The organism is Halothiobacillus sp., assembly GCF_028710545.1.
Lineage (GTDB): Bacteria > Pseudomonadota > Gammaproteobacteria > Halothiobacillales > Halothiobacillaceae > Halothiobacillus.
In genome coordinates, this window is record NZ_JAQTTX010000007.1 from 55,145 (window position 1) to 70,755 (window position 15,611).

10 protein-coding genes are annotated in these 15,611 nt (G+C 55.2%); 4 read left to right on the forward strand and 6 right to left on the reverse strand.

Translation table 11 applies throughout. The annotated features are described in order from the left end of the window. Positions 1-60 precede the first annotated feature (60 nt). The 6 genes from PHD44_RS02400 to PHD44_RS02425 form a co-directional block, all read right to left on the reverse strand. On the reverse strand, positions 61-624 hold the full coding sequence (locus tag PHD44_RS02400) for a chemotaxis protein CheW (protein ID WP_300187704.1): 564 nt from the start codon (positions 622-624) through the stop codon (positions 61-63). Then, entirely contained in the window at positions 621-7,121 is a 6,501-nt protein-coding gene (locus tag PHD44_RS02405) for an Hpt domain-containing protein (RefSeq protein WP_300187706.1), read from the reverse strand. The genes PHD44_RS02400 and PHD44_RS02405 overlap by 4 nt, the downstream gene beginning before the upstream one ends. A gap of 194 nt (positions 7,122-7,315) precedes the next feature. Further along, on the reverse strand, positions 7,316-9,331 hold the full coding sequence (locus tag PHD44_RS02410; protein WP_300187709.1) for a methyl-accepting chemotaxis protein: 2,016 nt from the start codon (positions 9,329-9,331) through the stop codon (positions 7,316-7,318). 81 nt (positions 9,332-9,412) lie between these two features. Next, a complete protein-coding gene (locus PHD44_RS02415) occupies positions 9,413-9,928 on the reverse strand; it encodes a chemotaxis protein CheW (protein ID WP_300187712.1) in 516 nt (171 codons plus the stop codon). Positions 9,929-9,947: 19 nt separating this feature from the next. After that, entirely contained in the window at positions 9,948-10,310 is a 363-nt protein-coding gene (locus tag PHD44_RS02420; protein WP_300187715.1) for a response regulator, read from the reverse strand. Positions 10,311-10,385: 75 nt separating this feature from the next. After that, positions 10,386-10,823, reverse strand: a complete 438-nt coding sequence (locus tag PHD44_RS02425) for a response regulator (RefSeq protein ID WP_300187718.1) — start codon at positions 10,821-10,823, stop codon at positions 10,386-10,388. A gap of 302 nt (positions 10,824-11,125) precedes the next feature. On the opposite strand from PHD44_RS02425, the gene gshA reads away from it, so the two are divergent. The 4 genes from gshA to PHD44_RS02445 are packed head-to-tail and all read left to right on the forward strand — an operon-like array spanning position 11,126 to position 15,360. Next, positions 11,126-12,475 carry a glutamate--cysteine ligase gene (gshA, locus tag PHD44_RS02430; RefSeq protein WP_300187721.1) on the forward strand — a complete coding sequence of 450 codons (1,350 nt, stop codon included), beginning with the start codon at positions 11,126-11,128 and terminating at the stop codon, positions 12,473-12,475. Next, positions 12,472-13,443 (forward strand): glutathione synthase, encoded by a 972-nt coding sequence (gene gshB / locus PHD44_RS02435; RefSeq protein ID WP_300187724.1) that lies wholly within the window; start codon positions 12,472-12,474, stop codon positions 13,441-13,443. The genes gshA and gshB overlap by 4 nt, the downstream gene beginning before the upstream one ends. Before the next feature lie 35 nt (positions 13,444-13,478). Further along, positions 13,479-14,552 carry an FAD:protein FMN transferase gene (locus tag PHD44_RS02440; protein WP_300187727.1) on the forward strand — a complete coding sequence of 358 codons (1,074 nt, stop codon included), beginning with the start codon at positions 13,479-13,481 and terminating at the stop codon, positions 14,550-14,552. Between the two features lie 55 nt (positions 14,553-14,607). Beyond that, positions 14,608-15,360, forward strand: coding sequence for an energy transducer TonB (locus PHD44_RS02445; RefSeq protein WP_300187730.1), 753 nt, complete (start codon positions 14,608-14,610; stop codon positions 15,358-15,360). Positions 15,361-15,611 lie beyond the last annotated feature (251 nt).

The following is a 15,611-nucleotide window of genomic DNA, read 5'->3' on the forward strand; positions in this document are numbered from 1 at the left end:
AACCCCCAGAAATAGGGGCTTGTCGTTCATGGGTGCTAAAGCCGATTAAAGGACTGCGCCTCAGGCAGAAGTCGTATCCCGATCGAACCGCAGACGCATCTCGTCAATCTGCGATTCAAGCAGGCGAATATCGGGTATCCCGACACGCCGCCCGCCCAGATCCGCACTCGAATGCCAGAACCCGCCCTCACTTGAAACATCTTCGGAAAAGCTTTGTGCGTTTACTTCCTCGGAGCGGGGAACCCCGGAGAGCAGCACGGCGTAATAAGGCAAGGCAATGTCAGGATTCGTGCCATACAGGACAACACAACGCACGCGCTGACCAATCGTCGGCAATGGTTCGTTCAGCATAGCCTCCAGACTGACCAGCGGTATCCGTTGAGCCCGCCAATCGACCATGGCCGCATCCAGTCGACTCAGATGCGTACCGCCTTCCGGCAGCATGACCTCGGTGATCTCTGCAACCAAAGCATAGGGCACAATCACTTCCATCTCGCTGACCTGTGTCGGCAGGCGCACGATCCGCACAGTTTTTGATGCCACCGATCCCACCCCTTCACTGGCGTGACTCTCGTTGGTAGCCGCCGCTCCGGCAACGATCGTGGATTCGTCTGAATTACTCATCCCTGCTCCTCATTGTTCAGGATCATGTGATCTTCTGCCATGGCAGCCCCAAACATTCCCGTCCGACCACGAACCCCCGAAATAAAGCTCTCGATTCGTTCGATCAGGTCCGCTTCGCTATAAGGTTTGCCAAGATACGCACTCACACCCAGCGCTTCGGCCCGGCTGCGGTGCTTCTGCCCGGTGCGTGACGAAATCATGATGACCGGCACATTACGTGTCTGCTCGTCGTTCCGGATGGCCCCCAACAGTTCGAAACCATCCATCCGCGGCATTTCGATATCGGTCAGAACCACATCCGGCTTTTGTTCATGCAGGAAGCCCAGCGCCTCGACGCCATCCCGAGCGAGGATCACATCCAGATTATTCCGCTCCAGCGTGCGCGCGGTAACCTTCCGCACAGTAAGGGAATCATCAACCACGAGCACCACAGGACGACGACGCGCGCCAACCTGGGCGGTGAGATCAAGATGACGATCATCCCGACGCTGGAACTGACGCACCAGTTCGAACAGCTCAAGCACCAGGATCACATTGCCATCATCGGAAATCGTGGCCCCGGACAGGCCCGGGATACGACCAAGCTGCGGCCCCAGGGATTTCACGAACAACTGGATTCCACCCAGTTGATGATCAACCTGAATTGCAAAACGGCGCTCACCCAGCTTGAACAGGAAGACAGGACGGACACCCACTTCCTGTGCAGTGGCATTGAACGGTTCATGGCGAAGCAACTCGCCCAGATAGAACAGAGGGTATTGCTCGCCATTGAGCGTTACTGCCGGTTTCGGGCTCGCATACTGTTCGGCCAGCTGAATGGAAGTCATCCGGGTTACGGACACGACACCCTTGTAAGGAATGGCGAACTGGTCGTCGCCAACCGAAACCAGGATCCCGCGTGTCATGGCCTGAGTCAGCGGCAGGTTGAGCTGAATCCGTGTGAACTTGCCGAACTCGGACTGCAAATCGACAAAACCGCCCATCTCCCGGACAGCGCCTGCAACCACATCCATGCCCACGCCGCGGCCTGCCACCTGGGATACGTTGCCCGCAGTCGAGAAGCCCGGCAGGAAAATCAGGGCGCGCGCTTCATCATCGGAAAGATCGATATCCGCCGGTATCAGCTTGCGCTCAATCGCCTTGCGACGGATGGCATCAAGATCGAGCCCGCGACCGTCGTCTTTCATCTCCAGCGTGACGTTACCGCCCGCACTTTCAATGGTGATTTCGATTTGCCCGACTTCCGGTTTACCCAGAACACGCCGTTCCTCGGGCGACTCGATACCATGGGCCAGACTGTTGCGGATCATGTGTTCCAGCGAAGGCAGCAACCCTACGATCGTGACCCGGTCAAGCTCGGTCTCGCCATTGTGGATGATCAACTCGGCATTGCGCCCCATTTCATCGCCGACCTGACGGACGATCCGGCGCAAACGCCCAACGACGTCATTGAAGCGAACCATCCGCAGAGCCAACATGCCATCCTGCAGTTTGCGCCCCAAACGGGATTGTTGCAGCAAGAGCAATTGAGACTGCTCGGTAATATCGCTCATGGCTTCTTCGATACTCGAAATATCGCCCAAGCTTTCCATGATGCCGCGGCTCAACTCCTGAACCTGCGTAAACCGGTCGAATTCGAGTGGATCGAATTCCTCGGCACTCAAGCCCGTTTCAGCCATCAACTCGGCTTTCATCTGCGACTCGGTTTGAATTTCAAGACGCCGTAACTGACCGCGCAAACGAGTCAATGTCTGCTGCAACTCGAACAACTGCCGTTCGAAACCATTGACCTGTCGATCCACACGGGCCTGCAACAGGACGTTCTCGCCAACCTGGTTGACCAATTCATCGATCCGGTCCGCATCGACACGAATCTGCTCTCTTCGCACTTCGTTCGCCACGGCCGCGGCATGCGGCGCAGTGGTCTCGGCCGACTCGATCATCTCGGCTGATTCGGTAACTGCCGTCTCATCAGCAGGTGCTTCGACCGGTTGCTCGAATGGAGCAACTGCAGCAGGTTCTTCTTCCTGAGTGGCTACCGGTTCCCGCAGTGCTTCATCATCCGTGACCAGTGCTTCAATGGCATGAGCCGAACCTTCGTTCGCAATCTCGGCCAACAACTTGATCTGGGCAGGAATCGGTGCCTGGCGTCGAACCAGATCCAGCATTTCACCCAATGCATCATAGGTGTGTTGGACCAAGTTAATCAGGACATCGGTCTGTTCACCGCCCCGATCTCTGGCGCGATCCAGTCGATCTTCCAGCAGGTGGGTAACATCGGCCAGATTCAACAAACCGGCCATGCGCGCCCCACCCTTGAGGGTGTGCAGGTTGCGATGCAACAATCGGATGGAATCGAGATCGTGCGGATGCTGACGCCAGTGGGCGATGTAACCATCCGCCTTTTCCAGCAGTTCTTCGGCTTCCTCCAGGAAGATTTGCAGAATATCCGGATCCTGCTCTCCCGGCAGGTCGTCTGGACGAACCGACATGCCGAGAGCGGCGCTTCGCTCGAACAAAGGCGTTGAAGCCTCTGGTGCCGCGGGAACAGTTTTTGCGGCGTCTTCCTCTGCAGACTTACGCTCTTCCGGCAAAGCAAATGCGGCGTACTCGTCCACCACTTCTTCCGCTGCGGATTCAGTGGAAAGCAACTCGACCAACAATTGATCGATACGCGCGGCAATTTCGCTTTCGATCGGCTCCTCATCCGGTTGGTCGAAGCTCGGCTCAATCGCCCATTGACGCAAACGATCCATCATTAACAACGAACGCTGGAATATCGCCAGATCCTCATGTTCAAGTGAATGATGGTGCTCTTCAAGCAAGCGAATCCATTCTTCAAGCCGGTTGGATATACGCGCGATCGGCTGTACTCCTGCGGTTCTGGCAGAACCCAGAAGTGTATGGACCAGTCGTACCAACTCCTTGTCGCAGGGCAGAGAAATCCGATTTACCAGAGCATGATCGACCTGGTGGCGCAACTGCTGGATATAACCCGAGGATTCCTGATCGAAAATTTCCCGCAATACCGGATCTTCGATAACCGGTAATGGTTGAGGCACTGTTTCTTCGATTGCTTCCTGCGCTGGTTCCGATTCAGGCTCGCCAGCAACGGCGGCGGCCATTGACGACGCTACAGAATGATCGGCTTCGGCATGGATATCAGGCGCAATTTCTTGATCGAAAGAAGTTTCAGTTTCGAACTCTTCTGTCGCATGAAGGATTTCTTCTGACGACGGGATCTCCTCAGAGATTTTTTCTTCAGGGATTTTTTCATCAGCTACAGACGGTGCTTCTTCAGCAAGTTCCTGCACCTCAACCGTGTGCATATCAGCTTCAGTCAGCGGAATTTCCGCTTCAATGGCTGGCTCGGTAACGGCTGATTCAGATGTGGTTTCATCCACCGGCTGACCATTGCTCCAGGCCTCAGCCCAGCCCAGCGACTCTTGCCAATACGACACGGGGGGTTGCTGCCCCTTCGATAAGACCGGCAATGCCTCGTTCATCAGCATGACGGCCGAAAGCACATCGGCACGCAATGCGGGCGTGCTGGTTATGCGGTCGTCCAGAACTTGATTCAGCAGATGCTCATAGGCCCAGCCCCAATCGCCAATCGCGGTCAAACCAACCATCCGGCTACTGCCCTTGATGGTGTGAAAACCACGACGGAGCGTGACCAGATGATCTCGCCCACCTTGGTTGGACCATGCCCGGGCCGCTGCCACAAGCGCGGGCACTTCTTCTTGCATCTCTTCTGCAAAAACTTCCCGCATCTCGATAGCGATTTCGTCCAGAGTTTCTTCAAACCCTGATTCTGCGGAAGCGGTACTGGTTTCTTCCATCTCGGTGCTGGAAACCATCTCCGCTTCCGGTTCATGCGCTGATACCCGCCCAGCGTCTGGCTCGGTGTCTGACCCAGCTTTTGGCAATGAAGGGATTTCAAGCGTCAGATCAGGATTGGCTGCCTGCGCCAGAAAGGATGGATGTTCCTGATCAGGTTCTTGGTTTTCTTCCGACGGTAGCGACAAGTCGATGGCAGGCTCGGAGGCATCCTGCAGGAATGACCATTCGATTGATGATTCGACTGGCTCCGACTCGGCAGAAGGCAAAGAAAGATCGAGTGTCTCAAAATCCGGCAGCGGCTCGACTTCCGATTGCGGTGTCCCACCGGATACTGTTCCGAGTGTGGACTCAGGTTGCTCCTGATCGACTGTCGACTCCGGTGTCAATGTCGTGGGCTGATTAAAGCCAGTTTCGGTTTCGGCTTCTTCAAAAGCCGCTTCTTCGATCGATCCGGCTTCCTGCCCACGCTCTGTCAGATCCAGATCGCCAAGGTCAAAGGCAGCCTCAGTAAACTCCTGCATCGGTTCACTCGATGGCAGTTCTGCCGACGCTTCCTCGCTCAATTCAGGAGCGACAAATGCTGTTTCCGGCTCACTCTGAGAATCAGCAGGCTGTTGTTCATGCAGGTTTGTTTCTTCTGAACCCGCCAACGTGAGTTCTTCATCCGGCACGGGTTCTGAAGGCTGTGGCTCTCTCTCCTCGACGGGCATTGTCTGCGGAGTTTCGGGCAGGTCGAGGGTTTCTGCGGTTATCCCGTCAACTTCCGTCTCTTCAGCATGCAGGACTTCAGAGGATTCAGGGGCCTTGGACTCTTCAACAATCTCGTCCGGGCCTGGCATGGACAGCTGCGCAATCAGATCATCCATACTGGCCAATGATTCGTCCACAGGCAGCATGGGCTCTTCGGTATGTGGCGTTTGAATACCGAGGTCGAGATTTTGCGGTTCAGCGGTTTCTCTTGCCCGATCGCCTTCGATAACCGCTGCGCCTTCATTCAAGACCGGCAACAACTGCAACGCGCCATCCAAAAACTGCACGATCTCTTTCTGATGGTCGCGCAAATTTTCGAGATAGAACTCAATAGCCGCTGACACTTCGGCGAGCGCTGAAATAGTCTCGGCTCGCACGAGCTGCAGATTATTGACATGCAGGTAAAGCCAGCGATGCAGGCCATCAATCAATGGCATTGCGGCCCGGAGTTCGGCCATTTCCAGCACATTGCGCACACCCGCGATCAAGCGTACGGCATTGGTCAGTGTATCCGAAGCCACCGGTTGATCGGTTGGCTTCAATGCCGTATTGACCGCTTCCTTGGAGGCAATGACATCTTCGTAACACGCGGTGGCAAGCGGAATGAGCGCTTCGCTGACAACACGATCGACCGAGGTTAACGACTTGCTGTCATCCACAATCAAGTGCCCGATTTGCGACACCACCTGCTCTGTGGTCATGATCGCCACGGCCAGTTGCATCAGGAAATCATCATCAAGCAGAACGCTTCCGCGGGTTACCTGGGTCAGCTGTTCCAATGCCCCTTGAATCAGTGCCGACTCATGCTCGTAATTCAAAGTAGCCAGCACACCGACGATCTGCTCAAGTCTTGGTTGAATACGAACCAAAGGCTCAAGATCGCTCTTGGCGCCTCGAACAAACAAATCAAGCACATCTTGAGCCGCGTTAAGCTCTTCAGAAAGCACTTGTGCAACCTCTGTCAAGGCCGATGTTTCCAACCCCAGGAAGCGGACACGCTCACCCTCGGTAGAAAGCATCTGGTGCCAAGAACTGACCCGCTCCCCACACAACTCCCTGTCTTCCGGCAGCACACGGACCAGCTCAAGGAGCATATCCGTGGAAAACTCAATCGCCTCGAAACGGATGGCCAGCGAATCACGCCCCTGTATTTCCATTCGGAACAGGCGAAGTACTCGCCCGATCATGCGCTTGGCCAAAGGCAGATAACGTCCCTGGTCTTGGTGAATTGCGCCCAACAATTCCTCAAAGGAACGCGTGGCCACAACAACTGCTCGATTGACCTCCCGTTCGATAATCCGATCAAACGTTTGGATCAATTCAGGAATCGCGGCCACATCACCACGCATAAGCAGAAGAATCTGCTGCTCCATTAAGACAAGCAACTGATTCGACTTGGTTTTCTCTTCCGATTTTGCGGCAATGCGCCCAACGTAGGGATTGACGAATATGCGACTCTCTGACCACAGTACGGTCGAGCGCGCCAATACATTTTCCGTATCGACTTCCGCGAGCCCTTGAGACTTTCTCAACCGATTGATCATCGGTAGCAGGCTCATGGCGTTCACGGTTGCACCCACGCCCAACCGATCCAACAGAGCGCGCAGCATCCACGCCGCTTCGGTTACTGTCGTAACCAGTGACTCGGCTTGTTCAGGCCTGGTTTCCAACTGAGTGAGCGCGGACATTTGCTCTTTGAGCATGACGCGCAAAAGTTGGTAATCGGAGACAGCCAGAACGGCATCAATGGCTTTAACGGCCTGCAAGGACTCGAAAACGAGCTCATTACCGCCCGCACCGCTGCTCAAATCTTCAAGTGCACGCAGTAACTGATCGATTTTCTCGTTCAGCCCTTCCCTGAGCCAATCGAGAACAATTGAGTCCACCTTTGATTCTGTGCGCATAGTCACAAACCGCTCCTAGGATGTGATCGACAGTCCTTTGACCACCGAATCCGCCGTTACTTCAGCCGACCGAACGACTGAAAGAACGATCATTCTTTAAGAATTCGAATCCGACACGCGACACTTAAGGACAGCCTTGTTCACGAATCGGAATAAACACCCTCATGTTATAAGGGGAACCAAACACCCAAATACTAACGATCAGGCATCTTGAAGCCAGCCACCGAGTTATTGAGCTCTTGCGAGAGCGAACCCAACGCACCGATTTCATCCGCTGCACGCGTCGCCTTATCCGTTGTTTCCTGGGTTTCGGTTCGAATATTGTTCACTGTTTCTCGAAGATTTGTGGCCACAAGCGCTTCTTGCTCGGTAACCTTCGCAATTTCACTGATCTGCTCGGAAAGGTTCAGTGAAACGGTCTCAATCTCACGGAGTGCCTTACCGGCATTTTCAGCCAGTGTTGCGCCGCTAACCACGTTGGTCGTGGTCTGTTCCATCGCCAGCATGGCTTCTGATGTATCGGTCTGAATCGTGTTAACCAGCAATTCGATCTGACGTGTCGCTTTACCGACACGTTCCGCAAGACGCTGCACCTCATCGGCAACCACCGCGAAACCACGCCCCGCTTCACCGGCCATGGCCGCCTGAATCGCCGCATTCAAGGCCAGAATGTTGGTTTGGTCGGCAATGTCGGTAATCAGGCCAACGATGTCACCAATTTCCTGGGAAGACTCACCCAGCCGCTTGATTCGTTTAGCCGTTTCCTGAATCTGCTCACGAATGTTGGCCATGCCTGTAATCGTTTCACGCACGGCATCACCACCACGGTGAGCCACATCAACCGAGGACTGCGCTATCAACGCTGATTGTTGCGCATTGAAGGATACCGCTTCGATCTGATCGGACATTTGCGCGATGGCATCGGATACCGAGCTGATCTTCTCTGCCTGGACGCGGGAAGTTTCCGCCAGCGCACGCGAATCGGCCTGTGAACGCTGTACGGCGCTGGCCACGCGAACGGAGGTGTCGTTGATCGTCCCGACCAGATCCCGTAGGGCATCGATCGAGTAGTTGACCGAGTCGGCAATCGCGCCGGTAATATCCTCGGTCACCGTGGTGTGTGAGGACAAATCACCATCCGCCAGGGTCATCATTTCATCGAGCAGACGCAAAATGGCTTGCTGGTTTCGCTGATTTTGAGCTTCTGTCGCTTTTTGATCTCGCTTGGAATCGCGCACCAGTACAACACCCAGCCAGGTCAGCAGCAGCAAAGTGATCAAACCGGTGAGATAACCGAAATAAGCCAACTGACCGGCATTGGTCTGATCTTGCGCCAAGGCGGAAGAAAGCTTGGACACATCACCTGTAAACTCACCGGCAATCTTGTCGATCTTGAGCGCGGCCTGGTTGGCCGCCAGCAAAGTCGGTGCCTCGGACAGCAAATCGGAACCGCCCTGGTTGACGGTGGCGAACAACACCGCCACATCACGCAATTTCGCCCGCGCCGCAGGATCGTTGATTTGAGGCGCCATCCGATTTCCATTCAGGAAACCGTTCAACACACCACCGAACAGGGCTACATCTCGCCCGAAGCGGTCAGAAGCATTGGCAGCATTCTGTCCGCCCGATGTGATTTCACTCATGGTCAAACCGATACGCTCGACCAGCATGAGCTGCCGGGTGGCCAAATAGACAACCTGGGGGCTGGCCTGAGCGGCAATCAGGGTTTGCACCACTTCGTCGGAACTCGACAACAGATCCGGCAGCAACTGGTTGATTTGAGAAGCCAGATCACCCACACCCAAAATCGCTTTTTGCCCCTCAAGCACCTTGGCCAAGGCGAGGTTGTATTCATCCCAGATCTTCTGAACCTTGGCCAGTTCGGCTTTACGCTCGTTTGGAACGCCCGCGTATGGACGCTTGGGATCTTTACCGCTGAGTGCATTCAGGTCTGAAATGAATTGGGCGCGCAGGGCGAGCACAGTATCGAAAGAAGCCTTGTTACCGCGAACAGCGCGCAGTGTTTCAATCGTCATTTCCTGTGACGAACGTTCAAGCTGGGAAGCCACGAGACGACGTTCCAACAAGGTCTGGTCGTTCTTTGCGGAAAGAATAAAAATCGCGACGGTAACCAACAAGGTAATAGCCGCGACCACGACCAGCACGATGACCTGGCGGCTCAGACCGCCCAACTTAACTCCAAGACTCATAGCTACTGCCCACTCCTAGCTGTATAACAGGCCAAATCCCTGTTGTGAAATCGATCGAAATTCCAATCTTTCAAAATATATTCAAGCGACTGCATTCATGAATTGATCACTTTCCACCAGTGCTTCCAGATTCAAGATCGGCAACCAGTCGTTATCCATGCGCACTTCCCTTAAAACCCCTTGCAGATGAGGTTCTTTCACGGCGCGCTCGGCGCTGAACGGGATCTGGCGAATACCATAGGAACGGTCGACGATGAAAGCGGCGCTGAACCGCTGCGTTTTGGCAAGCAAGACGACTGAATGTCGGCCGGGTTCCGACGGGAGATCAAAGAACAAGCGCGCCAGATCGTAAACCCCGGTCAACTCACCGCGCATATTGGCCAAGCCGACAACCCAGGGCTTCGCGCCCGGGATGCGAACCTGCCGAGGCGGAGGCAAAATGGCGCGAACCTGGACCAACGGCACCAGCATTCTTCTACCCCCTGCGCGGAAGAGCACAGCCTGCCAGGTTGACTCGACCTTATCCGTTTTCGGCATGCCGACCGCATGGGCGGCCGCCTCGGATTCAACCCAACATAGATAGTCAAATAAATTCACAAATCACCCCCGACTGGAGTCAATGGAGCACGGTTGTGAGAATACTCATCAAGTCCGCCTCTTTGACCGGCTTGACCAGGTAATCTTTGGCACCTTGTCTCATGCCCCATATTTTGTCGGTTTGTTGATCTTTCGTCGTCACAATGATGACGGGGATGTGTGATGTTTCCGGGTTCTTGTTCAGTTCACGTGTTGCCTGGAATCCGTTCATGCCGGGCATGACCACATCCATCAACACGGCATTGGGCTGAGCCTGCTTGACCAGGGCAATGCCTTCTTCAGCATTCTTCGCCACCGACACCTGATGTCCGTTACGCTCCAGCATCGTTTGCAGAACATAAACTTCGGTTGGTGAATCATCGATAACAACGATATGTGCCACAGTAACCTTCCCTTACAAGTTTCAAATTCATCCAAAAATCGTCAGAACCAATCCACTCGATAAAACACTTAAGAATCAAGCTGCGTTGGTAGAAGCGCCCGCACCCTCGGTAGCAAACCGGCCGATTGCGCCGAAAAGCTCCTCGCTGGTAAACGGTTTGGTCAGATAATCAGACGCGCCGACAATATTACCCCGTGCCTTGTCGAAGATGCTGTCTTTGCTCGACAGCAGGATGACCGGTGTGCGGGAGAACCGAGCGTTGTGTTTGATGATTGCCGTTGTTTGATAGCCGTCAAGCCGTGGCATCAGAATGTCGATGATGACGATGTCGGGCGAGAAATCACCGATTTTTGCCAACGCATCAAAACCGTCAACCGCGCTTTCGATCACGCAACCTGCTTTGGACAGCAGGCTATCTGCGGTACGACGAATGGTTTTACTGTCATCGACTATCAGGACTTTAAGCCCAGGGAACGCGAGGGCACCCGCTGTCGTTTCGTTCGATTGATCCATGGTGTGATACCCAGTAGTGGTGAGAGGCCTGTCAAACAGGCGATTCGCTAAATCCAATGGAGTGAATGTACCCAAGGGAAGCTGCTTTGGCAATTAATTCGCGTTGTGTCGAAGTTTACAACGGGCCGACCAGCCCCGTCTTGCATCAAAATCGCCATGATTGGTGCAGTTCCATTGCCTACACTATGTGCCTTGACCATTGCCACAGTCATATCGATAACAGGTATGCTTACCCGCTGAACGGGAATAATCCGGCAAGGATAAAAACATCCACCACACTGATAAAACAGAGAAAATAAACAATGCCTTCCGAAGCACTGCGCACCCCACACCCAGAACTGGACGCCCACTATTGCGGCCCCTTGTTGCATATCGAGTCGCATATCATCCGCTGCCACCGGCAAATCGAAGCCTGGTTCCGTGCGCAATGGCTCAAGCATCCCGCGCCATTTTATGCTTCCGTCGACCTGAGGAACGCAGGCTTCAAGCTCGCGCCGGTCGATACCAACCTTTTTCCGGCCGGCTTCAACAACCTCAATCATATTTTCGATCCGCTGATGGTGCAGGCCATTCAGGCCGCTGTGGAACATGCCTGCCCGGAAGCAAAGGACATCCTGATCATCCCCGAACGCCATACGCGCAACATTTTTTACCTCGAATCACTGGCCGCACTGGTCGCATTCGTTGAAATGGCCGGTTTCGGGGTGCGCGTCGGCTCACTGGAACCCATCACGGAGCCGGTCAATTTCGATCTGCCATCCGGCCGCAAGCTTACCCAGCACCCCATATGTCGTGTCGGCAGACGGATCGAAGTGGATGGATTCTCTCCCTGCACCATTCTGGTGAACAACGACCTCTCGGGCGGGCGTCCGGAAATTCTGGAGGATCTCGAACAAACCGTGATTCCACCGGTCGAACTCGGCTGGTGGAAGCGTTCCAAGTTCGAGCACTTCTCGATCTACCAGGACCTGACCCAGGAACTCTGCGCGACCATTGATCTCGACCCCTGGTATTTATCCCCCTTGATGCGCGACTGCGGACACATCGATTTTCTCAAACGCGAGGGCGAGACCTGCCTGCAATCTCAGGTTGAAGAACTGCTGGCCGAAATTCAGGCCAAGTACGACGAGCATCAGATCAAGGAAAAGCCCTTCGTCGTCATCAAGGCAGATGCAGGCACCTATGGCATGGGCGTGATGACCGCACAATCCGCCGATGACGTGACCCAACTCAACCGCAAGCAGCGCACCCGCATGAGTGCAAGCAAGGAAGGCTTGGGCATCGATCGGGTACTGATACAGGAAGGCGTACACAGCTTCGAAAAAGTTTCCATTCATCAAGACGATGATCGCTATGTGGCCGAACCGGTCATCTACATGGTTGATCACTTCGTCGTCGGCGGTTTCTACCGCGTGCACACGGAAAAGGGAATCAATGAAAGCTTGAACTCGCCGGGCGCGGCTTTTGTGCCCTTGCCGTTCAACGAAGCCTGCAGCCTGCCTTCACCGGATAGTTCACCGGACAGCGAGCGCAATCGACTCTACGTGTACGGTGTGGTCGCGCGTCTCGCCCTGCTCGCTGCCGCATACGAATATCAGAAGATCCGTGAAACGGATGCCGCCACCGAACAAATGGCGGGCGATGCGGCATGAAGATCGGCATCCTGATGGACCCCATTTCCGGGATCAAACCCTACAAGGACACCTCATTCGCACTCTTGCTGGCCGCCCAGAACCGAGGTTGGTCCGTGTTCTATCTGGAACCGGAGTGGCTCTATGCCGAGCAAGGCCTTCCCCGTTCGCGAATGCACACCATCATCGTATTCGATCGCAACACCGACTGGTTCGAACTCGGCCCGGCACAAACGCAGGATCTGGCTGAACTCGACATCATCATTCAGCGCCAGGATCCGCCCGTCACGCTCAATTATCATTACGTTACCGCGCTGCTGGCGCTGGCGGAGCGTCAGGGGGTTCTGGTTGCCAATCGCCCCAACGCGTTGCGTGCAGCAAATGAAAAACTTCTGGCCCAGCACTATCCTGATCTGTGCCCGCCCACACTGGTAACGCGTGACCCAGCCCAGCTTCGCGACTTTTTGAGTCAGCACGGGCACATCGTGCTCAAACCCCTGGATGCCATGGGCGGCAGTTCCATTTTTCAGATTCAAGCAGGGGATCTCAATACCGCTGTCATCATCGAAACCATGATTCAACACGGGTTGATCATGGCGCAGAAATTCCTGCCTGCCGTGCGTGAAGGCGATCGGCGTATCTTGCTGATCAATGGCGAACCTGTCGATCACGCCCTGTTGCGTGTGCCGCGGGCAGATGAATTCCGGGCGAACCTTGCCGCAGGTGGGCGCGGGCAGGTCGTGCCCCTCCGGGAGCGAGACCGGGAAATTGCCGCCCGGGTCGGCCCGGACATGGCCGCGGCGGGGTTCTGGTTTGTCGGCCTGGATGTGATTGGCGACTACCTGACGGAAGTCAACGTCACCAGCCCGACCTGTGCACGGGAAATCGACGCGGTTTGCCACAATGATCCCGCCGGACAGCTACTCGATTTCCTGGCAGCCAAACGCCTGAGGCGTCCACGCGAACAGAACTTGAGTTCCCCCCAATAGTCGAACTTGGCCCAACCCCGCATCACGGAACCTTCATGCTGACTCGACGCCAATTCCTGGCCACGCTGGCCGCCAGCCCGCTTTTGATTTCAGGCTGCACCAAGTCTGAAACCCGAATCGTCGAAGAAGGATTCACCGTCTTCAACATGCCGATGACGCTGCGATTTGCCAATGAATCGCCTGAAGCCATCACACAGACGGTGAACGCCGCTGCGGGCATCGTCGAGCCACTGTACCGACGAATCCACCCCTGGAAACCGAGTGATCTCACCCGACTGAACGCCCAACTGGCCGCCCATGGCAAGGCGGCGGCCACGCCGGAAATCATCGAGCTGATTGCCATTTCCCGAACGCTGTTCGAAGGTACCGATGGCGCGTTCGATCCCACCATCGGCGCGCTGATCGCCGCCTGGGGGTTTCACAACAGCCACGTCACCGAATCGCATCCGCTACCGACCGAAGCGTTCCTCGATGCCTGGCTGGAACATCGCCCGACCATGAACGACGTGCATGTCGACGGATTGGAAGTCCGCGTCACCAACCAACGCGTGCAATTCGACTTCAACGGTTGCGCGGAAGGCTACGCCGGGCACCTCGTGATCCAGGCAGCCGAAAAGGCGGGGATTACGAACTGCCTGTTCGATACGGGCGGCGATCTGTTCATGATCGGGCAGGCGGGCGACAAGCCCTGGCACTTGGCCATCGAAAACCCCCTGAAGCGGGGCGTACTCGCCAGTATCGATCTTTCTGGGAATACGGCGCCCAACGGCCACCAGTCTCTCAACAGTTCCGGCAACTACGAACATCGTTTTATCTACAAAGGCGAAGCGTATTCGCATATCATCAACCCGAAAACCGCGCGCCCCGTTCGTCGGATTGCGGGCAGCACGGTGTGGGCAAACCATTACGCAATCAGTGATGGCGCGACCAAGGGTGTCATGATGCTGGAACCGGAACAGGTGCCCGATATGGTGCGCAAACTCAAACTCGACGGCGTGCTGTTCATGGAAGAAACCGGCCAACTCTGGATGAATCAACGTATGCAGGACAAGTTGCACCTCGTCGAACCTGTCGCCGGTCTGACTGCCACTCACCTCATAGCGGAGTAAAGTCAGCGCTGGGATCACCTATGAGCAAGACGCGCTGCAACCACAAGGAAGAATGATGGATCATTGGGCACTCGATCAAAACTTCATCGATAGCGACAAACGCTTCGGCGCCGCACTGCTCATCGCATTGGTCGTTCACGCCGTGTTTCTCACCATTTTTTTCACCGGTGACAAGCCCAGTCCGCCACCACCCCGCCCGATCGAACTGACGCTGGATGCCCCGCTGGCAGCCAAGACCAACGATGCCAGTCCCACGCCATCCGAAAAGATCAACGACAAGATAACAACCCAAGCCCTGGCCAGCGCTGCGGGCGAACAGACCAACACCCTGCAAAAACCAAAATCCGGCAAAGGCATCACCACCGCAGGCAATAACGGCATCACCGACACACCGACCACAAATGCCGCGCCGGATGCCTTCAACCGCCTGAATGAGGCCGTGAGCCGCTCCCTGAAAACGGGTTTCCTGACCAGCAGAACAATCAATGGCCCGGCCGGGGATTACCTGTCGCACTGGAAGCGACAGGTCGAAGCCTATGGCAATGCGCACTATCCCCAAGACCTGATTTCCCAAAAAATATCCGGGCAGTTGATTCTTGCCGTAACAATCGATAAAGAAGGTCACGTTCTGGATATCGCCATCCAGCAATCGTCGGGCAATTCGAAAATCGATACAGCCGCGCGGCGATTGGTTCAGTTGGCCTCGCCCTACCCGCCTTTTCCGCCCGCACTGGCCGCCCGATTCGATCAAATCGTCATTACGCGCACCTGGCAGTTTTCCAGCGGACATGAGTTATCTACACATTGATGCGGAGCATCATGGAGAATGAATTTTTTGAAGCACCACCAAAACCCCATAAATTGTCGCTCGAATCAGACCAAACAAAATGGTTATAAGCCATAGAAAAAACTTACCGCATCGCCCGAAAACCTAGCCCGGATATTTCACCGAGGAGGTATCGGCACAGCCTTGAAACCCGCATAAAATCAGCGTGCGACGAAGATTTTGTGGGGAGCTGTACCGATGCCAAATTGTACTGCGGATGAACTGGATTTTGG

What these genes read in the sequence shown, in the direction of transcription:
- PHD44_RS02400 (WP_300187704.1), bottom strand. Translation starts at nt 624, where the DNA reads ATGAGTAATTCAGACGAATCCACGATCGTTGCCGGAGCGGCGGCTACC.
- PHD44_RS02405 (WP_300187706.1), bottom strand. Translation starts at nt 7,121, where the DNA reads ATGCGCACAGAATCAAAGGTGGACTCAATTGTTCTCGATTGGCTCAGG.
- PHD44_RS02410 (WP_300187709.1), bottom strand. Translation starts at nt 9,331, where the DNA reads ATGAGTCTTGGAGTTAAGTTGGGCGGTCTGAGCCGCCAGGTCATCGTG.
- PHD44_RS02425 (WP_300187718.1), bottom strand. Translation starts at nt 10,823, where the DNA reads ATGGATCAATCGAACGAAACGACAGCGGGTGCCCTCGCGTTCCCTGGG.
- gshA (WP_300187721.1), top strand. Translation starts at nt 11,126, where the DNA reads ATGCCTTCCGAAGCACTGCGCACCCCACACCCAGAACTGGACGCCCAC.
- gshB (WP_300187724.1), top strand. Translation starts at nt 12,472, where the DNA reads ATGAAGATCGGCATCCTGATGGACCCCATTTCCGGGATCAAACCCTAC.
- PHD44_RS02440 (WP_300187727.1), top strand. Translation starts at nt 13,479, where the DNA reads ATGCTGACTCGACGCCAATTCCTGGCCACGCTGGCCGCCAGCCCGCTT.
- PHD44_RS02445 (WP_300187730.1), top strand. Translation starts at nt 14,608, where the DNA reads ATGGATCATTGGGCACTCGATCAAAACTTCATCGATAGCGACAAACGC.